A 20,420-nucleotide genomic window follows, 5' to 3' on the forward strand; every position below is an offset into this window, starting at 1 on the left:
CTTCCCACGGGCGTCCCTTCTGAGGAGTTTGTTATGCGCACAACAACCTACGCCGCCGGAGCACTCTCGCTTGCAGCCGTACTTGCCTTCGCGGCTCCGGCCCAGGCCGGCGGGTGGCACCACCACGGCGATGACCCCGCCCAGCTCTCGGTCCTGCACGGAGTGCCGGGCCTGACTGTGGACGTCTGGGTCGACGGCACCCTCACCCTTGACGACTTCACTCCCGGAAGCCTCGCCGGCCCCCTGGAACTCGCAGCCGGCGACTACGAAATCGCCATCACCGCCCCGGACGCTGCGAGCGCCGACAACCCCGTGATCGGCCCGGTGACAGTCGACCTGGAGGAGGGCGGAAACTACACCGCGGTAGCCCACCTCGACGCTGACGGGGCCCCCACGGCCACCCTCTTCACCAATGACACCAAGGCCCCGCGCAACAACAACAAAGGCAAGCTGACGGTCAGGCACGTGGCTGCAGCCCCCGCCGTCGACGTCCTGGCCGGGGGAGAACCAGTGATCGAAGGGCTCCGGAATCCTGACGAGGCCACCTTGAAGCTGAAGGCGGGAACCATCTCCGCCTCCGTTGCCGCGGCCGGGACCACCGCGCCACTGATCGGGCCGGCCGACGTCACGGTCGAGGGCGGCAAAAACACCATCGTATACGCCTGGGGCAGCCTGGCTGACGGCACCCTGGCCGCCGCGGTCCAGGTTGTTGACCTGAACCAGGGGCGTGGCCGCCACTGACACCGCCCGGACACACCGTATGCGGGGCCACTGAGGGGCCCCGCACCCCAAGAGGCTTGCCCACGCTATCGTGTCCCCTAATGCGGGTGCACGAGGCCGCGTCGCGGCAGGTAACGGGTACGCCGCCGGGAAGCTTAAAGCGAAGGGGGAACCGGATGGGTGCCGGACTGACTGTTGGCGCGCTGGAATGCCTGTTCACTGGCTCGGTCTGGGCCGAGGGGCCCCTATGGGTACCGTCGTCACAGACTGTGCGCTGGAGCGATATCCCCAATGACCGCATCCTCGAGTTCGATCCCGCCACAGGGTTGACCCGTGAGTACGCGCGGGGCGTCGGATTCAGCAATGGCCGGACCCTCGACGCGGACGGAACGGTCATCCAGTGCAGCCACGGCCGGCGCCGGGTTGAACGTGACCGAGGGGGAGCGGTAACAGGGCTGATTGGGTCCTTCCGGGGCCGCATGCTCAACTCGCCGAACGACGTGGTGGTGGCCCGCGACTCCAGCATCTGGTTCACGGACCCGCCGTACGGGATCCTTCCGGGCACCAAGGAAGGGCACGAGGGAGAGCAGGAGTACGGCGGCTGCTACGTTTTCCGCTTCCAGCCCGCCGAAGGAATCCTCACCCCGATGATCACCGACCTCGTGCACCCCAACGGGCTCGCCTTCTCCTCGGATGAGTCGGTCCTTTACGTCGCGGACACGGCCGGTCCTGCCCATGGAGTGCCGCTGCGGGTGGTCGCCTACGACGTGCGGGGCGATGCCTGCCACCGCAACGGGACCGCCCTCGAACTTGAGGACGGCCACGCTGCTGACGGGTTGCGGGTGGATGTCCAGGACAGGATCTGGACTTCCGCCGGCCCCGCCGTCCGCATCTATTCGCCGTCCTTTGAACTGCTGGGCACCGTCGAAGTACCCGAGAGAGTATCGAACCTGTGCTTCGGAGGTCCGGACGGCCAGGACCTGTACATCACCGCAACCACCAGCCTCTACCGGATCCGCACCACCACCCGCGGCGCCCACAACGTTGGATCCCAGGAGCCGGCATAAAAGCTGTCGCAGATCCATAGCCGTACACAATCGTCCATATACTCCCGCATCTTTGCCACGGGAACACGGTTCGGACAGCCCCGGCACTGGCAGGCCATCCACCTGGGTAAGCGCGTCGATGAGCCGGTCCCAGGCGTCCGCAAGCACGCGGTGGAGCAGGCCCAGTCACCGGCCCGCACGGTTCCGGCGATTGCACGGCGTCAGCCCGCGGGCTTACCGGGCGGAATGGAAGGGCTGACAGGGCGCCAAGGCTAGGACTGGCTTTGGGTTTCGGTGTGGGGGAGGAGCCACCGGCGCACTGTATCCACCACTTCTTCCGGATCCACCGTGTAGGTGGTTTCCGGTTCGGCCGTGGGCGAATGGCTGTAGGTCATCCGGGCCCGGAACCCCGGGGTCCGGTGTGGTTCGTTCCAGGTGCGGATGACCATGGTTCCCATGGGCAGCGGCGGCTGGTCCGGCCCGTCCTCGCCGGGAACTCCTGACGGTGGACCGTCATTTGCCATACCGTTCACCCTGCTTTCCTTCAGCGGAGACCCAAGCTTGCCTTGATCCTGCTGCATCACCATCAGGAATCAGCTTGCGTACACCCAAAATTGGCTCAAGATCGGCCGAAGATGCGGGCACAATGGGTGCCATGGCTGATTTTGAAACGGTGACCACCCAGGACTCGACGGTGGAAGCCTGGACGCAGGCCCTCGCGGAGTCAAAGGGCTCGCCGGGCGGTGGGGCCGGGACGGGAGTGATGCTTGCCATTGCCGCGTCGCTGGCGTCGATGGTGGCCGGCTACACCGACCCCGCAGAAGACCAGCGCCGGGAACTGGCGGAGATCCACGCACGCGCGCTTGGACTGCGAAGTGCCGCGCTTGAACTCGCCGACGGCGATGCTGCCGCCTCCGAAGCTTTTGGCGCCGCCTTCCGCCTGGAGCAAGGGCCCGAACGCGACCACGCAATCCGCCAGGCGTCGGTGGACGCCGCCGCAGCATCGGCCGTGCTGGGCGCACGTGCCGTCGAAGCCATCGAAGACCTTGGCTGGCTGGCTGCCAACGGAAACCCGGCGCTCATAGCCGATGTCGTCGTCGCGTTCGGCGCCCTGCGGGCAGCTGTGACGGGTGCCCGCACCAATGTCAGCTTCGACCTCGCCACCCTTCGGTCCGCCGGGGCCACCCTCGAACAGGTCCGCGCCGAACAGCCCGCCCTGTGGGCCACGGTCCAGCAGCTCAACGCTGCGCTGGAGCGGATCGACGAACTGACCGCCGCCGTGGATCACCGCGCCGCGCCCACTGACACCGACGACCTCTGAGCCGCGGCACGCAGGGTTAGTGCGGATTAACCGGTTTTCGGGCCAATCCGCACTAAGCTCCCTCGGGTACAGACGACGCACTCGATGGAGAGGTAGTCCCCGTGGGAAACACAGTCCTGGCGCAGACCGCAACCGACGAACGAGGCCTGGCCCGGGTCGCCCAGCGGATGGCGGCCTGGACGGAGAAATGGTTCCCGGATGCCTACATCTTCGCCCTGGCGGGTGTGGTCATCATCGCCGTCGCAGCCCTGGCCATCGGCGCCTCACCGCAGTCCATCGCAGACTCCTTCGGCAACGGTTTCTGGGACCTGACCGCCTTCACGCTGCAGATGGCCATGGTGGTGCTCACCGGTTACGTGGTGGCAACCTCCCCGCCGGTGGCCAGGCTGATCAACCGGCTGGCACTCGTGCCGGCCACCGCCCGCACGGCGGTGAGCTTCGTGGCCCTGATGTCCATGTCCGTGTCCTTCCTGAACTGGGGGCTCAGCCTGATATTCGGCGGGCTGCTGGCCAGGGCGGTTGCCCGGCGCAAGGACCTCACCGTGGACTACCGGGCGCTCGGTGCGGCCGCCTTTATGGGCCTGGGCGCCGTCTGGGCGCTGGGACTGTCCTCCTCCGCTGCGCAGCTGCAGGCCACGGCGGCTTCGCTGCCCCCGGCCCTGCTCAAGATCACTGGCATCCTGGACTTCGGGACAACCATCTTCACCTGGCAGTCGCTGCTCACGCTCGTTATCCTGATGGCCCTCACCACGGTGATCGCACACTTCTCCGCACCCCGCGGCGGTGCGATCCGCACGGCGGAGGATCTCGGCGTCGACCTCGACGACGAACCCAGCGAGCCGGCACCACGCTCGCGCCCGGGGGAATGGCTGGAGTACAGCAGGATCCTGCCCATCCTTGCCGGTATCCTCACCCTCGGCTGGCTGGTGTCGCAGTACCTGACCAAACCGTTCCTCACCGTGGTCAGCAGCCTGAACGGCTACCTGCTGGTGTTCCTGATCCTGGGCCTGGTGCTGCATGGGACGCCGCGGAACTTCCTGCAGGCCGTCACCAAGGCTGTCCCGGCCACCGCCGGGATCCTGGTCCAGTTTCCGCTGTATGCGGCCATGGCCGCGATCCTGACCAAGGCCACGGGCCACGGCGGCATGACCATCTCGTCCCACCTGGCCGAATTCTTCTCGGACATCGGCGGTAACGGTGCGTTCGCCGTCGTGATTGCGCTCTACACCGCCGTACTGGGCCTGCTGGTGCCCTCAGGCGGCGGGAAATGGCTGGTGGAGGCGCCGTACGTGATGCAGTCCGCCACCGATGTGCAGATGAACCTTGGCTGGACCGTGCAGATCTACAACATCGCTGAAGCGCTGCCCAACCTCATCAACCCGTTCTTTATGCTGCCGCTGCTGGCGGTCCTCAGGCTGCGCGCCCGGGACCTCGTGGGCTTCACGTTCCTGCAGTTTGTGTTCCACCTCCCGGTGGTGCTGCTGCTGGTCTGGCTCCTGGGGATGACGTTTGACTTTGTCCCGCCGGTGATGCCTCCCGGGCAGTAGGCGCCGTTAGCCGCGGAGGTCCGCGAGGGCATCGGCCAGGGGGATGTGCAGTGCGGGGCCGTGTCCGGGAAGGATCACGGTGGCGGTGGCTCCATCCAGCCGGTGCGTTGCCTCGAGGGCTGCGGCCGGGTCCGAGTGGAACATCGGGTGCAGCATCTGGGGTCCGTTTCTCCGGCTCAGCGGGTGCCCGGTGACAAAGGAATCTCCGACGGCGATGGCGCCCGCCTGGGGGAGGTGGATCGCTGCGTTGCCCGGGGTGTGTCCCGGGACCGGGATCGCCACCGGCCGGCCCGGCAGCGTACGAAGGGTGGCCGCATCCCACGCCTGCGCCTGCGTTGCCGGCTGGGCCTTCAGGGCGCCCGCCTTGATGACGTGGAGCATCCAGCGGAAGACGCGGGGGCGCAAGGCGCGGACCATGACCTGGCCGAATGTAACCTGGTGCTTCTCCTTGCCTTGGACGTGGGCCAGCTCTTCCGGGGCACACAGGACGGGCGTCCGGTAGGCGGAGGCGAAGTGGGCCGCGGACCCGGTGTGGTCCACATGGCCGTGGGTGATCAGGACGGCGAGTGCGTCGGCGGGTTCCAGGCCCAGGTGGCGGATGGACGCCAGGACCAGTGGGCAGTCCGCCGGGTAGCCGGTGTCGATGAGCAGAAAGCCGGTCTGGTCGACGACCACTATCCAGTTGGAGGCCGGGCCCTGGACGAAGAAGACTCCCGGGGCCGGCTCGGAGACATGGTCTGCGGGGTGCCAGCCGGTGGCTTTGGATTTCACCGGTCGATCGTACTGCCTGCGGTTGCGCCCGGTCCGACCGCCGGCTTTCGGTTTCTACACAAGCGGCCAGGGGTAGCGCATGCCCGTGGGGTCAACGGGGAGGACACCGGTGTCCAGCACCCGCTGCACCCGACGCCGCAACGCCCGGACCTCCGCAGCATCCAGAAGGTCCGCCAGGTTGGCGGGCACATCCACAACCAGTGGCGCAAGATCCTCCAGCAGCGCGTCGGGAACCGCCTGGCCGGCGAAGTCCCAGATGACGGTCCGCAGCTTGAAGTCCGCCGCGAAGCAGAGCCCGTGGTCAATGCCCCAAATGCGTCCGTCGTGGCCGCGCAGCACGTGCCCACTCTTGCGGTCGGTGTTGTTGGCGACGTAGTCGAACAGGGCAATCCGGGACAACGCAGCATGGGTCTCCGGGTCGTCTTCGTACAGGGTGAAGTAGTGCTCGCTGTAGTCGCAGGGCACAAACCATTGGAGGGAGCCCACGCCCAAGGGGGAGTCGTCGCGGATGAGCGTGGGCGGTACGAGGCCCCACCGCAGGTATTCGCTCAGCAGGTACGCTGCGCGCTCACGCCGGTACAGCCCGGGCTCGAAGTCGGACAACGGCCGTTCCCCGGACTCCGGTTTGTACACCGCGTGGGACGAGTCCCCGCCGCAGGTGACCCGGACCAGGAAGGTCGCGTTGCTGCTGCGGGGAATGCGTGCCAGCAATTCCACCCGGCCTTCGCCGAGCATTGTCAGTTCCCGCCCTGACACCGGCCATCCCCTTGTCTGGTACCGGGCGCTATCACGGCGCCCTCAGCCCGCCCGGTGCGCGACGGCCGCCTTGATGGGGCCGGCGTGGGAGAAGCAGACGACGACGGGCTGCCGGGTGCGCCGGGCAGCGCCCTCCCCGTGGCGGGCGTCCCGCCGTGGCGGACCAGAAGGAGAAGGGTGCTCTCAACAGTCATCAGCACTAAGCGTAGCCCCGGGCAGCTCTCCTGCAGGGCCCTGCCCTGATTCGAAGATTTCCTCGATTCACGACGCGGTGGGGTCTACCGTGGAGGGGTGACTGATCGACCCGAAATCTTCACCCTTGGCGAACTGCGTGCTTCCGGCCATGTCCGGAAAGACCTGCGCCATGAAATCCGTGACAACCTGCTCGCCGCGCTCGCCGAAGGACGCGACCCGTGGCCCGGCTTATACGGTTTCAGCCGCACTGTCCTTCCCCAACTGGAGCGCGCCCTGATCGCCGGGCATGACGTGGTCCTGCTGGGCGAGCGGGGGCAGGGCAAGACCCGGCTCCTGCGTACCCTGGCCGGGCTGCTGGACGAATGGTCACCCGTCATCGAGGACTCGGAGCTGAACGAGCACCCCTACACGCCGATCACCGAGCAGTCCCGTGCCCGCGCCCTGACCGAGGGGGACCGGCTGCGCGTTGCGTGGCGCCACCGGTCCGAACGGTACGTGGAGAAACTCGCCACCCCGGATACCTCCGTCGCGGACCTGATCGGCGACGTCGACCCGATGCGGGTGGCCGAGGGCCGACGCCTGGGCGACCCGGAGACCATCCACTACGGCCTGGTCCCGCGCTCCAACCGCGGGATCATCGCCATCAACGAACTGCCGGACCTCGCCGAGCGCATCCAGGTATCCATGCTCAACGTCATGGAGGAACGCGACATCCAGATCCGCGGTTACGTTCTGCGCCTGCCGCTGGACGTGCTGGTGGTCGCGTCGGCCAACCCTGAGGACTACACCAACCGCGGCCGGATCATCACGCCGCTCAAGGACCGTTTCGGGGCTGAGATCCGCACGCACTACCCCATTGAGCTGGAGGACGAGGTGTCCGTGATCCGGCAGGAGGGCCAGCTGGTGGCCGATGTTCCACCGGTCATCCTCGAAATCCTGGCCCGTTACACCAGGGCGCTCCGGCAGTCCCCGGCCATCAACCAGACCTCCGGCGTCTCCGCCCGGTTCGCCATCGCAGGCGCCGAAACAGTGGCGGCGGCAGCACTGCGGCGGGCCAGCGTGCGCGGTGAGGCCCAGGCGGTGGCGCGGATCGTGGACCTCGGCGCCGCGGTGGAAGTCCTCACCGGCAAAATCGAATTCGAGTCCGGCGAAGAAGGCCGCGAACAGGCTGTCCTGGACCACCTCCTGCGCACGGCCACTGCCGAGGCGGTACGGGCGCACTACCAGGGCATCGATATGGGCGCCCTCGTCGCTGCGCTGGACGGCCACCGGACAGTGACCACGGGAGACCACGTCACGGCGGAGGAGTTCCTGGGCAACCTGCCCTCCCTGAACGGGTCGGGACTCTACGACCAGATCAGCGGACGCCTGGGCGCGAAGAACCAGGGGCAGCGTGCCGCCGCCATCGAACTTGCCCTGGAAGGCCTGTACCTCGCCCGCCGGATCTCCAAGGAATCCGACGACGAAGAAACCATCTACGGCTAGCAGGCCGGCAGCAGTATTGCCGGCAGGGAACAGGAGCCACCATGGCCAGCCACAACCACTCCGCCAGGTACGGCCGGTACGCGGGCGGCCCGGATCCACTCGCGCCCCCGGTTGACCTGGCCGAGGCGCTGGACGCCGTGGCCGAGGACGTCATGGCCGGCTACTCACCCCGCCACGCCCTGGAAGAGTTCCTCCGCCGCGGCGGCCAGGGCATGGAAGGCCTGGATGACCTCGCCCGGCGCGTCCAGCAGCGCCGCAGCGAGCTGCTGGGCCGGCACAGGCTGGACGGCACGCTCAACGAGGTCAAGAAGCTCCTCGAGACGGCAGTGCTGGAGGAACGCAAGCAGCTCGCCCGCGACGCCATGATGGACAACAACGACCGCGAGTTCCGGGAGATGCAGCTGCAGAACCTGCCGCCGTCCACGGCCGCCGCGGTCAACGAGCTTGCCTCCTACGACTGGCAATCGGGCGCCGCGCGGGAGGCTTACGAACAGATCAAGGACCTGCTGGGCCGGGAGGTCCTGGACCAGCGGTTCGCCGGCATGAAACAGGCCCTCGAAAACGCCACGGAAGAGGACCGGGCAGCCGTGGCCGGGATGCTGCGCGACCTCAACGACCTGCTGGACAAACACCGGCGCGGCGAGGACACGGACCAGGACTTCCAGGAGTTTGTGGCCAGGCACGGCGATTTTTTTCCGGAGAATCCACAGTCCGTCGAGGAGCTGGTCGATGCCCTGGCCAAGCGCGCTGCCGCGGCCCAACGCCTCCTGCAGTCGATGTCACCCGAACAGCGGGACGAACTGATGCGGCTCTCCGCCCAGGCTTTCGGCTCACCGGAACTGATGGCCCAGCTGGACCAGCTTGATTCCAGCCTGCGGGCACTGCGTCCGGGCGAGGACTGGACCGGCTCCGAGCGTTTCGAGGGCCAGGAAGGCCTGGGGCTGGGCGACGGCACCGGCGTCCTCCAGGACATCGCAGAACTGGACGGCCTGGCCGAACAGCTCTCCCAGTCCTACAACGGGTCCAGCCTGGACGACCTTGACCTCGATGCCCTGGCACGCCAGCTCGGGCAGAACGCCGCCGTTTCCGCCCGCACGCTGGCCGGGATCGAACGGGCAATGCAGGAGGGCGGCTACCTGCGCCGCGGAAGTGACGGCGACCTGCGGCTGTCCCCGCAGGCCATGCGGCAGCTCGGCAAGTCCCTGTTGCGGGACACCGCGAAGCAGCTGTCCGGCCGGCAGGGTCGGCGGGACACCCGCGTCGCCGGTGCCGCCGGCGAGCAGACCGGCTCCAGCCGTCCGTGGGAGTTCGGGGACGCCGAGCCGTGGGACGTCACCCGCACCATGACCAACGCGATCCACCGTACGGCGGCCGACGGCGGCAACCCGGCCCAGGGGCTCCGACTCACTGCTGCCGACATCGAAGTCAGCGAAACCGAGGCACGTACCCAGGCCGCCGTCGTCCTGCTGGTGGACGTGTCCTTTTCCATGGCCGCCGAAGGGCGCTGGGTGCCGATGAAGCGCACCGCCCTGGCCCTGCACCACCTCATCTCCACGCGCTTCCGCGGCGACCGGCTGGAGCTGATCGCGTTCGGCCGCTACGCCCGGTCCATGGACATCGGCGAGCTGACGGCCCTGCCGTCGCGGCGGGAGCAGGGCACCAACCTGCACCACGGCCTGCTGCTGGCCGGGCGGTTCTTCCGCCGGCATCCGTCCATGCAGCATGTCCTCCTGCTGGTGACGGACGGCGAACCCACCGCGCACCTGCTGCCGGACGGCGAGCCCTGGTTCTGCTGGCCCTCGGACCCGGAGACCATCAGGGTCACGGTGGCAGAGCTGGACCGGCTGGGACGCGGCGGAACCCAAACCACGTTTTTCCGCTTAGGGAACGACCCCAGCCTTGAGCGGTTTGTCCAGCGGATGGCACGGCGGGTGGGTGCCCGGGTGGTGGCGCCCGAGGTGGGCGGCCTCGGCGCCGCCGTGGTGGGGGAATACCTGCGCGCGCACTTCCGCGGACAGGCGTTCGACGACGGCGACTGGGCTTCCTGGGACCGGTAACTGTTGGGCTGGGGTGCTACTGCTGCGTGGGCAGCGTGAGGATTTCCGCGCCGTCTTCGGTGATGGCGATGGTGTGCTCGCTGTGGGCGGTCCGGCAGCCGGTGGCGCTGCGGAGGGTCCAGCCATCCGGGTCGGTGACGAGTTCGGCGGTGTCCGCCATGACCCAGGGTTCCAGCGCCAGCAGCAGCCCCGGGCGCAGGGTGTAGCCGCGGCCCGGCCGGCCGGTGTTCGGTACATGAGGGTCCTGGTGCATCGTGGATCCGATGCCGTGGCCGCCGAACTGGGTGTTGATCGGATAACCGGCCTCACTGAGGACCGAACCGATGGCGTGGGAGATGTCGCCGATCCTGGCGCCGGGCCCGGCAGCGGCGATCCCCGCTTGCAGAGCACGTTCGGTGGCGTTGATCATGGTGAGGCTCTCGAGCGGCCGGGAGTCGCCAACAACGAAGCTGATGGCGGAGTCCGCGGCCACTCCGCCCTTGGCGACGGCGAGATCCAGGGTGAGCAGGTCGCCGTCGGCCAGGGCGTAGTCGCTGGGCTTGCCGTGGAGCACGGCGTCATTGACGGCCGTGCAGATGTAGTGGCCGAACGGCCCGCGTCCGAAGGACGGCTCGTAGTCGATGTAGCAGGACGACGCTCCTGCGGCGATGATCATTTCCCCGGTCCACCGGTTGATGTCCAGGAGGTTGGTACCCACTGTGGCGCGGCCCTTCATGGCCTGCAGGATGCCGGCCACCAGGGCTCCTGTTTCCCTTGCCCGGGCGATTTCGGCGGGGTTCAGGATCTCGATCAATGGGGGGCCTTCCAGGTTGGAGACCACCAACTATACCTACCGGGTCAGGCGCGCGAATCCTCCGCCGGGCCCTGGTCCGAGGGCTCTGGGGACGGGCTGGCCGTGTCCGCCGGGGAACCCTGCCGCCGGCTGGCCACCAGGAACGGAACCGCCAGGCTCTGGACGATGCCGGCCAGGGCCAGCGACACCGGATAACCGTAGAGGTCCGCGCTCCGGCCCAGCACCGGCTGCACCACCACACCGCCGCTGGATCCCATCAGGGAGGCGAAGCTGAGCACCGTTGCCCGCTGTTTCGACGGGATCATGTCGTTCACATAGGCCTGCCGCACCGGCATGGCGGCAGAATCGATCACCGCCCAGAGCGTCAGCAGGACCAGGGCCAGCCAGAACATCCGGGTGAATCCGAGGGAGAGCAGGAGCACGGTACTGATGCTGCCGCTAAGGATCAGCACCGACGTCCGCTTGCGGAACATTTTCCTTGCGTACGGCGCCAGCCAGCCGCCCACCACCTCCGCACCGGCAACGATGGCCGCCGCCAGGCCCGCCACCGAGTAGGCGCGGGGGTCGCCGAAGAGTTCCAGCAGGAACGGCTGCAGTGCATAGAAGACATAGATTCCGACGCCGGCACTGAACGGGGCGGCCAGCATCACGTACCGCACGGGCGGGATTTTCAGGCCGTTGTCGATGGAGGCCGACAGGACAGCGCGGGTCGCCTTGAGGGGGTGCGTGGACCGCTCCGGCGTGAATCCGACGTCGTGCATGAGGGCGAAGGCCACGGCGAACATGGCCAGCAGCACGCCCACCCGGATCAGGAACGGCACGCCGAGGTTGGTGGCCTGGGCAATCACACCGCCGGCCACCGAACCGGCGAGCATCGCCACGCCGGAGACCATCTGCCCCCGCCCGAACACCGCCTCCAGTCCGCCGTCGTATCCGGAGTAGCGCAGCGCGTCCACCAGCCACGCCTCAACGGCACCGGAAAAGAACGTGAAGCCCAGCCCCAGCAGGATAGACACCACGGCCCACAGCGGAAACGGGGCGGAGTACTGCCACAAGAGGTAGTACAGGTAAGTGGAGCCGGCCAGGGTTACGGTGCCCAGCAGGAAGGAGGCCCGGCGTCCCCACCCGTCAGCGACCACCCCCGTGGGGACCTCGAAAATCACCATGCCAACGGTGAAGAATGCGTTGGCGGCAAAGGCCTCGAAGTTGGTAAGCCCCGCGTCCAGCAGGAACAGCGTATTGACGCCCCAGATGAAGGATGCGGCAAGGGTATTTCCCAGCGTCAACGTCAGGTAGATGCGCTGGATCTTCCGGGCGGCAGCGTTCATGGGTTCGCTGTCCCGGCTGCGGATAGCACGGAACACGAGGCCATTCTCGCCCCGATCAGGCCGGTATGCCAGAGCTGGTCAGGCGGACCGCCCGTCGTGTCCCCTGTCAGCCCGGTTCCGTGTCAGGATCGAGGTATGCCTGACCGCCTGATGCTGCTGGACACCGCCTCGCTGTATTTCCGTGCCTTCTACGGCCTGCCCGACTCGATCCGCCGGCCGGACGGGACACCGGTCAACGCGGTCCGGGGCCTCCTGGACATGATCGCCCGGCTGGCCATCGACTTCGGGGCCACGCACCTGATCGCGTGCTGGGATGATGACTGGCGGCCGCAATGGCGGGTGGACCTGGTGCCCACTTACAAGGCCCACCGCGTGGCGGAGGCCAACACCGGCATCCCGGACGTGGAGGTGGTGCCGGACGCGCTCGAGGCGCAGCTTCCGATGATCCGGACGGTCCTGGGCCTGGCGGGTATCGCCATCGTCGGTGCGGCCGACCACGAGGCCGACGACGTTGTGGGCACCTATGCCAGCCATGCCGTCATCCCCGTGGACGTGGTCACGGGGGACCGCGATCTCTTCCAGGTCTGCGATGACCAGCGCCAGGTGCGCGTCATCTACACCGCGCGCGGCATGAGGAACCTTGAGGTGATGACCGAGGAAGTGGTGGTGGGCAAGTACCGCGTGCTGCCCCAGCAGTATGCCGACTACGCCACCCTGCGCGGCGACGCCTCGGACGGGCTCCCCGGCGTGGCCGGCATCGGCGAGAAGACTGCGGCGTCACTGCTGTTGAAATACGGATCCCTCGAAAACCTTCTTGAGGCTGCGGCCGACGCCGGCAGCGGCCTGTCGTCACCCGTCCGGGCCAAGCTGGAAGCCGCCGCCGCCTATCTCGGGGCCGCGCCCGCCGTCGTACGCCTTGTCCGGGACCTCGAGCTGCCCACCTTGAAGGAGGCCGGCGCCCACCTGCGCCCCGTCACCGGGGAAGCCCGCGCCGAGTTGGAACGCCTCGCCACAGAATGGAACCTGGGCGGCTCTGTCCGCCGCCTCCTCGACGCGCTGGACCGGATCCAGCAGGCGTGACAGCGCAGGAGAGGCGCCCTCGCCGATTGCCTGCCGGGTTCGTGGCGGGGAAACTGCCTATTTCTTGAGCAAAATTGGCATATTGGGAACCTTGGCTCCGGGCTAGGGTGAAATTCAATGGTTCAAGCAGCCGGACCTCTTCATCGGGGGATTGGAGTGGGTCATGGCTGACAGCCCGGGCACGCGCGGCGCAGGAAAAGACGACGAGCCGAAAAAACACCCGGCCGTTGGTCCCGGTGATGCCGGGGAGCTGCCGCAGGAAGAACCAGAGGCAGCCGCACCCGAAGCAGCGCCTGCCGTCCCGGAGGAAGCACCCCGCCGCCCGCCGGGCCTGTATGGCTACGACCCGGACCAGTGGCCTGAGTCACACTGATGCCCGGTGGCGTATGAGGCTTCAGGAAACAGGTTCCGGTCCCGCCTAACAGCAGACAAGCAAAGCAGGGCGTGGCTAAGCTGGGGTATGTTCTGCCACGATCAGTCCTGCTGATGAAAGTGCGGTGAATGCGGTGCCGAAGACTGGAAAGAATGACCACGCCCGCAAGGACGAGCTTCCTTCAACCCTGCAGCGGTCGGACCAAAAGGCCCAGGACACGTTCGCCAAGACCTACGATTCCGCCATGGAGTCGTACAACAACGACGAAGAGCGGGCTGCACGCGCCGCCTACGCCTCCTTGAAGCACAGCTACGAAAAGGTGGGGGACCACTGGGAGGCCAAGGAGAAGCGCGGGCCGTCGGACAAGCGGGCCGAACAAAAGGGGCCCGGCACGTCCAAGCCCACCGCCGGCGGCGTGGACGCGAACGCCTCGAAGAAGCACCTGCTGGAACGTGCCAGGGAATTGGATATCAGCGGGCGGTCCAGGATGGATAAAGAAGAACTCGTTAAGGCGCTGCAAAAGGCAAACGACTCCGCTACCCGCAAGGCACGCGGCAAATAAAAACAACCAGGCAAAGACGCCAGGAGGTTCCGATGTCTGTCAAAAGTACCAAGGACGCAGCAGGCACTGCAGGCCGGGGCGGGCCGGAAGGGCGCCAGGGCAATGGCTCCGCCGGCCTCACGCCCAGGGACCCTGCCCTGGTCCGGAACGTGGCGCTGGTGGGCCGCTCCGGTGCCGGCAAGACCACCCTGATCGAGGCGCTGCTGGAAGCCAACGGGATGATCGCCCGGAAGGGCTCGGTGGTTGACGGAACCACGGTGAGCGATTCCGACCCCGCCGCTATCCACCAGCAGCGTTCGGTGGCACTGTCCGTCGTGCCGCTGCCCGTGGCGGGAATGAAGATCAACCTGCTCGATACGCCCGGCTATCCGGACTTCATTGGCGAACTCCGCGCCGGGCTGCGCGCCGCGGATGCGGTCCTGTTCGCCGTTTCCGCCGTGGACGGGGTGGATGCGGGAACCACGGCCATCTGGCAGGAGTGCCAATACCTGGGGATGCCGCGCGCAGTGGTCATCACGCGGCTGGACCATCCACGGGCTGATTACGACGGCGTCCTGGCCGCCTGCCGCGACGCGTTCGGCGAGACGGTGCTTCCCTTGTACGTCCCGGTCCGCGCGGAGGTCACCGGACTGCTGGGCCTGCTGTCCGGGAAAGTCTTCGAGTATCCGGCCGGGACTTCCGGCCCGTCGCCGCGTCCGGCGGAACCGGCCGAGCTGGTGGCCGCCGGGTCCGCCCGGTCCGAGCTGATCGAGGGAATCATCGCCGAAAGCGAAGATGAGTCCCTCATGGACCGTTACCTCGGTGGTGAGGACATCGATGCCGACGTCCTCACCGCGGATCTGGAAACCGCCGTCGCCCGCGGGTCCTTCTTCCCGGCTGTGCCCACCTCGGCAGTGAACGGGCTGGGAACCGCCGAACTGCTGGAACTCCTGACCAAAGCGTTTCCATCGCCTCCGGAGCGCGGCCTGCCGCGGGCCACTGACCTGTCCGGTTCCCCCGTCCGCGCCTTGGCCTGCGACCCCGACGGGCCGCTCGCGGCGGAGGTGGTCCGCACCACGGTGGACGCCTTCCTGGGCCGGGTCTGCCTGGTCCGGGTCTTTTCCGGGACCCTCAGCGGCGACACCCCCATCCATGTGAGCGGACACGGACTGGCGGACCGCGGCCACCAGGACCACGACACCGACGAACGGCTCACCCACCTTTATTCGCCGCTGGGGGCCACCCTGCGGCCCGTCCCCTTTTGTATTGCCGGTGACATCGCGGCCGTCGCCAAGCTGGGCACGGCCGAGACCGGCGACACCCTCTCGGCCAAAGACCAGCCGCTGCTGCTGGCCACGTGGGAGATGCCGGAACCGTTGATGCCGGTCGCCATCGAAGCCGATTCCCACAGCGACGAGGACGCCCTGGCCCGCAGCCTGGGGAAGGTGGCCGCCGGGGATCCGACGCTCAGGGTGGAACGGAACGCCGAAACCCACCAGCTGATCCTGTGGTGCATGGGCGAGGCGCACGCCGAAGTGGTGCTGGACCGGCTGCGGGACCAGGGCGTCAAGCTGCACACTGTGGAGGTGGTGACACCCCTCCGGGAAACCTTCGCCACCCCGGCCGCGGGGCACGGGCGCCACGTCAAACAGTCCGGCGGGCACGGCCAGTACGCGGTGTGCGACATCGAGGTGGAACCGTTGGCCAGGGGCGCCGGCTTCGAATTCGTTGACAAGACCGTGGGCGGCGTCATCCCGGGAACGTTCATCTCCTCCGTGGAGAAGGGCGTCCGCGCGCAGATGCAGAAAGGCGTGGCCTCCGGCTTCCCGGTGGTTGACCTGCGCGTGACCCTGGTGGGAGGCAAAGCGCACAGCGTTGATTCCTCCGACGCAGCTTTCCAGGCAGCCGGCGCTTTGGCATTGCGGGAGGCGGCCGCAGCGGGCAGCGTCCAGCTCCTTGAACCTGTCTCGTCGGTGGTCATCAGCGTTCCGGAAGTGCACGTGGGAACAGTGATGAGCGACCTCTCCGGCCGCCGCGGCCGGCTCACCGGGACAACGTCATCGGGCGGGGACCGGACCGAAATCACCGCGGAAGTGCCGGACCAGGAACTCCTGAAATATGCGGTGGAACTTCGCGCATTGACGGCCGGCACCGGCACCTTCAGCCGCCGCTACCTCCGGCATGACCCCGTGCCGGGCAACCTGGCCGCCGCCGCTGCCGCCCGCTGACGGCACCGGCCTTCAGGAGGTGAGCGTGCCCCGGACGATGCTGATGCTGGAGTGTGCCGGGTTGCCGTCAAGCGGCTCGTCGGACACATCCACAATGGGGTAGCTGGACAGGTCAAGTCCGGCCGGTACTTCGAACCGGCCGGACGCCGAGTTCATGATTCCCAGGCTGACCAGCCGGGTCAGGTCCGGGGCAATCAGCCAGACTTCCTGGTAGCCCCGGGCTTCTGCCTTGTTCAGTTGCACCTCGATGGTGCGCGAGCCGTCGCCGGACTCCGTCACGGTGGCCGAACCGGTGGCGGTGAACCGGTCCAGCGGTTCCAGCTGCGCGGAGGCGAGGGTCACTGGCGCGGCCGTTCGGTTGACGGCCACCACCACACCGGCCGCGATGAGCACGGCGGCCGCTGCCGCTGCCAGCCAGGTCACCGGCCGGCGCAGCCAGGTCACACTGGCGGGCGGTTTCCCTGCCGGCTGCCCTGACTCCCCGGGGCCCGGGGCTTCTGCCTCAGGGGCGGTATCTGCCCTGCTGTCAGGGCCCAGCGGGTCTGCGGCCACCGCGTCGCCGAGTCCGAGACTCCGGTGGATACCCGCCCAGACGTTGGCTCCCGGCGCCTCCAGCCAGCCGGTGTCCGGGGCGGTCCGCGCTGCATGGACGGCGCGGCGCAACGAGGCGACCTCGGCGGTGCACTCGGGGCAGGAGCGGAGGTGGTGCGTGCCCTCGGCGTCCAACGGCTCGTCCAGGGCGAACAGGCTCAGGGCTTCGGGGTCAAGGTGCTGCATGGTCCACCTCCAATCGGTGTCTCAGGTGGCTAAGGCTGCGGCGGATGTGACTCTTGACCGTACCAAGGGGAAGGTTTAGTTTCCGTGAAATCTGGTCGTGCGTCAGGTCGTCATAGAACGCCAGGCGCATGATGGAGCCCTGGGGCTCGCCGAGCCGGGCCAGTTCGCCGTCCAGGAGCAGCCGGTCCGCCAGGACTTCGGCGGACGGGGAAGCTACCGCGTCCTCCGGCCCGGACCGCAGTTCCGCTGCCGCGGTCACTGTGCGGGCCTCGCGGGCAGAGGCGCCGAGTGCGTCGGAGATGGCATTGCGGGTAATGCCGACAACCCACGCAGGAAGTGCGGCTATGTGCGGATCAAAGGCGGCGCGTGACTTCCATACGCGGATGAATACTTCCTGGGTGACGTCATCGGCAGCGCTGCGGTTCCGGAGCGCACGCAGGGCGAGTGTGTAGACGAGCGGCGAGAACTGGCGGTATGCCTCGGCCAGGGCAGCTTCGTCCCCGGCCGAGAATGCCTGGTCAAGCTGTTGGCTCCAGCCGGCGGCCAGTTGGTGGCCGGATTGGTTGAGGTGCTCAGCGTCGCCGGAGGACGGCTGGCCCGAAGGTGCCATACCGGCCTCCTTCCCCTCCCCGGCAGTGAGTGTCAGGGCTGACTCGCGGCTCATTCCAGTTCCGCAGTGACAATGACATTGTCACCGTAGTCCTGTTGATCGTCCAGCCACCGGCCGCCGCAGGTGACAAGCCTGAGCCGGTGCGGCCCGTCACGGCGGAACAGGGAACCGCCGTCGAACCTGTCCTTGGCCATCAGCTCCACGGAACGGACCCGGTAATTCAGTGCCGGGGCACCATAGCGCTCAACGGTCACCAGTGTTCCCGCCGCCAGATCCTTCAAGTGGGAGACGGGCGCCCGGTCCGACGTCGTGTCCACGTGGGCGGCGATGACGGCTGCGCCGGACTCCGCGCCAGGCGCCGGTCCATACCTGTACCAGCCCGCCTGGGTGAAGGCTTCCGGAATCTCCATCGCCCCGTCCGGGGACACGCCCACGTTTACGATCTCCATGCCGATGGTGGTGCCCTCCACTGTCAGGAAGCGCGGTGCCGGGTCCCGGGGAGCCGCCGGGGCAGGGGTTGCCTCCCTGCGGGGGACGCGGGGGACTGCGGCCGGCACCGGGGCTGCGGGGCCGGCCGGAGGCGCGGGCGGAAGCGCGGTCGCCACGGGTGCATCGGGTGCATCGGGTGCAACGGAGGCTGTCCCGTTCGGGACAGCCTCCGTTGGTGCCGCGGTGCCGCAGGCAGAGAGCAGCGCGGCTGCAAAGACGACGACGCCGCCCGCCGCCCGCACACGGGCGGCGGGGCACGGTGTGGCTGCCTGTGCCGGAACGCCAGGGTACGTCCGGAACCTGGGTGCCGCCGTCGTGATCTCCATGGTGCCGGCTACTTGCGGCCCGCCGTGCGCAGGACCACGGTGCGGGAGGCAGCCAGGGTGCCCAGGATGAGGGCAAGTCCTGCCGCTCCCATGCCGGCAACTGCCAGGGCCTGTCCTGCTTCAGCCTCCTCCGCTGCACCCCGCCGGCTCCCCGGGACGGCTGCCGGAGCCGAATGCAGCCCCTCGATGGTCTGTACTGCGAGTTGCAGGTTCTTGTCGTTCAGGCTGCCCCAGGCGTACACGATGGTGTGCGTGCCTTCGGCAACTGCCACGTCCGCGGGGCCGATGACGGGCTGGGTGGTTCCAGCCGCCGCCACTGCTGCCGGGATGGTCCCGGGATCCAGGGTGAGGGTCTGTTCGTTCGGGTTCGCGAGGTTGGAGATGACGGCGGACCCGGCGGCCAGGACATCCACGGCGGGAGCGGCAGCGGTGTGCCGGACGGTCAGCTTGCCCTTGCCGGCGGCAATCGTCGACACGTCGTTGGTGAAAAGGTTCGCGGTGGGCTTCCCGGCGGCATCCACGTTGGCCACCGCGGTGTAGTTGCCGTTGGCCGCGAGAGTCACGTTGACCGGTCCGATCACCGCGGCGGAAGCGTCTGCGGCATCGGCGGCGGTGATGGCAAGGGCATAATTTCCTGCCGGCAGGGACAGCGGACCGGCCAGTGTGCCGGGTGTGAAGTCGTCCAGGGTCCGTTCCCCGTTGACCCAGACGTCCACAGTCAGGCCTGGGACGCCGTGCAGGACGGAGAGCCGGGCGTCTCCCTCGGCGGCCTGGGCCGGGCCGGCGAAAGCCAGTGCCGCTGCGATGGCCACTGCTCCTGATGCGAAAATGCGGGTGCGCATGATTGCTCCTTCTTCGGCCCGCCGGGCGGGCGGTTTTTGCTTACACCCGTACTACCGCCGGCAGCCGCCCCGTGGATGCACCTGCAGAAGAATTTCCGTGGCCCGTACCCGGCCAACTCCGCACATGCGGCACGACGCCTGCGGAGCCCTCGATCCGCCGGGCTCCGCAGGCGTCGTGATGATTCACCGGCAGCAGGTGGCCGGGACTCATTGTTGAGAAATTAGGCGGGCGCGGGAATGCGCCGCCACTTGGAATGACACGTCCATCAATAGTTCGAGATGCCGGGTAACTGGAATTCGCGGTTCGTAAAACAGCGACATTCTGCGTCTCGTAATATTCATCGGTTACGCCTAAAGAAGCCCCATGACAATTCGTTGCGGTACGCGTCTGACCATTTCAAAGGCGGTTGAATAAACCAATCCCGTGATGGTTTGGTGAGGTAACGATCCAACGAGAGGCCACATCCATGACAGCCACATCAGATCTTGCTCCGCGCCGGCTTCGCGATATCTTTGGAACTTTTGCCACCGGATTGACGGTGATCACCAGTTCCACCCCGCAGGGGCCGGCCGGCTTCACATGCCAGTCCTTCGCATCGCTCTCCCTGGACCCGGCACTGGTTACCTTCAGCCCGGCGCGGACGTCCACCACCTGGCCGGTGCTGCGGGACGCGGGGTCGTTTACGGTCAACATCCTTCCCGCCGAGCACCAGCACCTCGCGGGCCAGTTCGCCCGCTCGGGTGCCGACAAGTTCGCCGGGGTGAGCCACAAGTCCTCGCCGCTGGGCAACCCGATCCTGGATGACGCCCTGGCTTGGATCGACTGTGAATTGCACGCGGAGTACGACGGCGGCGACCACACCATTGTGGTGGCAGCGGTGCGGCACCTCAGTGCGCGGGAGAATGCGGAGCCGCTGCTGTTCTTTAAGGGCCGGTACGTGGAACTGGCAGCAGCGGGGCGCGTGCTGGAGGCGGCAGGCTGACGTTCCCCACGCAACAAAGGGATTAAGAAGGGGGGCTGCCACCCGTGCTGTAACGGGTGGCAGCCTTTTGGCGTGCCCAGGCCACCCTGATCCCGCCGGCCACGCTGATCCTGCCGGCCACGCTGATCCTGCCGGCCTCCCCGGGCGAACCG

Annotated in this window: 20 protein-coding genes; 11 read left to right on the top strand and 9 right to left on the bottom strand. The window is 67.8% G+C overall.

Annotation, left to right across the window (positions count from 1 at the left end; all coding sequences use genetic code 11):
* The first annotated feature begins 33 nt into the window (after nt 1-33).
* A complete protein-coding gene (locus tag BACI348_RS10155) occupies nt 34-741 on the top strand; it encodes a DUF4397 domain-containing protein (RefSeq protein WP_159825451.1) in 708 nt (235 codons plus the stop codon).
* A 155-nt stretch (nt 742-896) separates the two neighbouring features.
* A complete protein-coding gene (locus BACI348_RS10160) occupies nt 897-1,787 on the top strand; it encodes an SMP-30/gluconolactonase/LRE family protein (RefSeq protein ID WP_159825453.1) in 891 nt (296 codons plus the stop codon).
* Between the two features lie 251 nt (nt 1,788-2,038).
* Here the strand turns inward: BACI348_RS10160 and BACI348_RS10165 are convergent, their stop codons facing one another.
* Nucleotides 2,039-2,299, bottom strand: coding sequence for a hypothetical protein (locus BACI348_RS10165; RefSeq protein ID WP_159825455.1), 261 nt, complete (start codon nt 2,297-2,299; stop codon nt 2,039-2,041).
* 122 nt (nt 2,300-2,421) lie between these two features.
* Between BACI348_RS10165 and BACI348_RS10170 the strand changes: the two genes are divergently transcribed.
* Together BACI348_RS10170 and BACI348_RS10175 are read left to right on the top strand one after the other, a co-directional pair.
* Nucleotides 2,422-3,087, top strand: coding sequence for a cyclodeaminase/cyclohydrolase family protein (locus tag BACI348_RS10170; RefSeq protein ID WP_159825457.1), 666 nt, complete (start codon nt 2,422-2,424; stop codon nt 3,085-3,087).
* A 101-nt stretch (nt 3,088-3,188) separates the two neighbouring features.
* Nucleotides 3,189-4,634 (top strand): short-chain fatty acid transporter, encoded by a 1,446-nt coding sequence (locus BACI348_RS10175; RefSeq protein WP_159825459.1) that lies wholly within the window; start codon nt 3,189-3,191, stop codon nt 4,632-4,634.
* Between the two features lie 6 nt (nt 4,635-4,640).
* On the opposite strand, the gene BACI348_RS10180 is transcribed toward BACI348_RS10175, so the two are convergent.
* Together BACI348_RS10180 and BACI348_RS10185 are read right to left on the bottom strand one after the other, a co-directional pair.
* Entirely contained in the window at nt 4,641-5,405 is a 765-nt protein-coding gene (locus BACI348_RS10180; protein WP_159825461.1) for an MBL fold metallo-hydrolase, read from the bottom strand.
* 54 nt (nt 5,406-5,459) lie between these two features.
* On the bottom strand, nt 5,460-6,161 hold the full coding sequence (locus BACI348_RS10185) for an SCO1664 family protein (RefSeq protein WP_159825463.1): 702 nt from the start codon (nt 6,159-6,161) through the stop codon (nt 5,460-5,462).
* A gap of 291 nt (nt 6,162-6,452) precedes the next feature.
* Between BACI348_RS10185 and BACI348_RS10190 the strand changes: the two genes are divergently transcribed.
* Together BACI348_RS10190 and BACI348_RS10195 are read left to right on the top strand one after the other, a co-directional pair.
* A complete protein-coding gene (locus tag BACI348_RS10190) occupies nt 6,453-7,841 on the top strand; it encodes a sigma 54-interacting transcriptional regulator (RefSeq protein ID WP_159825465.1) in 1,389 nt (462 codons plus the stop codon).
* A gap of 41 nt (nt 7,842-7,882) precedes the next feature.
* Nucleotides 7,883-9,898, top strand: coding sequence for a vWA domain-containing protein (locus BACI348_RS10195; protein WP_159825467.1), 2,016 nt, complete (start codon nt 7,883-7,885; stop codon nt 9,896-9,898).
* A gap of 16 nt (nt 9,899-9,914) precedes the next feature.
* Here the strand turns inward: BACI348_RS10195 and map are convergent, their stop codons facing one another.
* On the bottom strand, nt 9,915-10,691 hold the full coding sequence (gene map / locus BACI348_RS10200; protein WP_159829986.1) for a type I methionyl aminopeptidase: 777 nt from the start codon (nt 10,689-10,691) through the stop codon (nt 9,915-9,917).
* A 44-nt stretch (nt 10,692-10,735) separates the two neighbouring features.
* Nucleotides 10,736-12,019 (bottom strand): MFS transporter, encoded by a 1,284-nt coding sequence (locus tag BACI348_RS10205; RefSeq protein ID WP_159829988.1) that lies wholly within the window; start codon nt 12,017-12,019, stop codon nt 10,736-10,738.
* A gap of 135 nt (nt 12,020-12,154) precedes the next feature.
* Between BACI348_RS10205 and BACI348_RS10210 the strand changes: the two genes are divergently transcribed.
* The 4 genes from BACI348_RS10210 (at nt 12,155) to BACI348_RS10225 (ending at nt 16,241) form a co-directional block, all read left to right on the top strand.
* Nucleotides 12,155-13,099, top strand: a complete 945-nt coding sequence (locus BACI348_RS10210; RefSeq protein ID WP_159825469.1) for a 5'-3' exonuclease — start codon at nt 12,155-12,157, stop codon at nt 13,097-13,099.
* Between the two features lie 163 nt (nt 13,100-13,262).
* Nucleotides 13,263-13,472 (top strand): hypothetical protein, encoded by a 210-nt coding sequence (locus tag BACI348_RS10215; RefSeq protein ID WP_159825471.1) that lies wholly within the window; start codon nt 13,263-13,265, stop codon nt 13,470-13,472.
* 133 nt (nt 13,473-13,605) lie between these two features.
* Nucleotides 13,606-14,034 carry a ChaB family protein gene (locus tag BACI348_RS10220; RefSeq protein WP_159825473.1) on the top strand — a complete coding sequence of 143 codons (429 nt, stop codon included), beginning with the start codon at nt 13,606-13,608 and terminating at the stop codon, nt 14,032-14,034.
* A 32-nt stretch (nt 14,035-14,066) separates the two neighbouring features.
* Complete coding sequence (locus tag BACI348_RS10225; RefSeq protein ID WP_159825475.1) at nt 14,067-16,241, top strand: elongation factor G-like protein EF-G2; 2,175 nt, start codon at nt 14,067-14,069, stop codon at nt 16,239-16,241.
* 12 nt (nt 16,242-16,253) lie between these two features.
* Here the strand turns inward: BACI348_RS10225 and BACI348_RS10230 are convergent, their stop codons facing one another.
* From BACI348_RS10230 to BACI348_RS10245, 4 genes are read right to left on the bottom strand one after another with little or no spacing between them, the layout of a single operon-like run.
* Nucleotides 16,254-17,018 (bottom strand): anti-sigma factor, encoded by a 765-nt coding sequence (locus BACI348_RS10230; RefSeq protein WP_159825477.1) that lies wholly within the window; start codon nt 17,016-17,018, stop codon nt 16,254-16,256.
* A complete protein-coding gene (locus BACI348_RS10235; RefSeq protein ID WP_159825479.1) occupies nt 17,005-17,628 on the bottom strand; it encodes an RNA polymerase sigma factor in 624 nt (207 codons plus the stop codon). The genes BACI348_RS10230 and BACI348_RS10235 overlap by 14 nt, the downstream gene beginning before the upstream one ends.
* A gap of 50 nt (nt 17,629-17,678) precedes the next feature.
* Complete coding sequence (locus tag BACI348_RS10240; protein ID WP_159825481.1) at nt 17,679-18,443, bottom strand: class F sortase; 765 nt, start codon at nt 18,441-18,443, stop codon at nt 17,679-17,681.
* A gap of 8 nt (nt 18,444-18,451) precedes the next feature.
* A complete protein-coding gene (locus BACI348_RS10245; protein WP_159825483.1) occupies nt 18,452-19,285 on the bottom strand; it encodes a DUF4397 domain-containing protein in 834 nt (277 codons plus the stop codon).
* 467 nt (nt 19,286-19,752) lie between these two features.
* Here BACI348_RS10245 and BACI348_RS10250 point away from each other — a divergent pair, with 467 nt between their 5' ends.
* A complete protein-coding gene (locus tag BACI348_RS10250) occupies nt 19,753-20,268 on the top strand; it encodes a flavin reductase family protein (RefSeq protein ID WP_159825485.1) in 516 nt (171 codons plus the stop codon).
* Nucleotides 20,269-20,420 lie beyond the last annotated feature (152 nt).

Origin of the sequence: Arthrobacter sp. 9AX (genome assembly GCF_902506095.1) — a bacterium.
In the GTDB taxonomy this organism is placed as follows: Bacteria; Actinomycetota; Actinomycetes; order Actinomycetales; family Micrococcaceae; genus Arthrobacter.

Coding starts and splice junctions, on each gene's coding strand:
- BACI348_RS10215 (WP_159825471.1), top strand. CDS start 13,263: ATGGCTGACAGCCCGGGCACGCGCGGCGCAGGAAAAGACGACGAGCCG.
- BACI348_RS10170 (WP_159825457.1), top strand. CDS start 2,422: ATGGCTGATTTTGAAACGGTGACCACCCAGGACTCGACGGTGGAAGCC.
- BACI348_RS10245 (WP_159825483.1), bottom strand. CDS start 19,285: ATGCGCACCCGCATTTTCGCATCAGGAGCAGTGGCCATCGCAGCGGCA.
- BACI348_RS10250 (WP_159825485.1), top strand. CDS start 19,753: ATGACAGCCACATCAGATCTTGCTCCGCGCCGGCTTCGCGATATCTTT.
- BACI348_RS10230 (WP_159825477.1), bottom strand. CDS start 17,018: ATGCAGCACCTTGACCCCGAAGCCCTGAGCCTGTTCGCCCTGGACGAG.
- BACI348_RS10205 (WP_159829988.1), bottom strand. CDS start 12,019: ATGAACGCTGCCGCCCGGAAGATCCAGCGCATCTACCTGACGTTGACG.
- BACI348_RS10155 (WP_159825451.1), top strand. CDS start 34: ATGCGCACAACAACCTACGCCGCCGGAGCACTCTCGCTTGCAGCCGTA.
- BACI348_RS10160 (WP_159825453.1), top strand. CDS start 897: ATGGGTGCCGGACTGACTGTTGGCGCGCTGGAATGCCTGTTCACTGGC.
- BACI348_RS10195 (WP_159825467.1), top strand. CDS start 7,883: ATGGCCAGCCACAACCACTCCGCCAGGTACGGCCGGTACGCGGGCGGC.
- BACI348_RS10225 (WP_159825475.1), top strand. CDS start 14,067: ATGTCTGTCAAAAGTACCAAGGACGCAGCAGGCACTGCAGGCCGGGGC.
- BACI348_RS10240 (WP_159825481.1), bottom strand. CDS start 18,443: ATGGAGATCACGACGGCGGCACCCAGGTTCCGGACGTACCCTGGCGTT.
- BACI348_RS10235 (WP_159825479.1), bottom strand. CDS start 17,628: ATGGCACCTTCGGGCCAGCCGTCCTCCGGCGACGCTGAGCACCTCAAC.
- BACI348_RS10210 (WP_159825469.1), top strand. CDS start 12,155: ATGCCTGACCGCCTGATGCTGCTGGACACCGCCTCGCTGTATTTCCGT.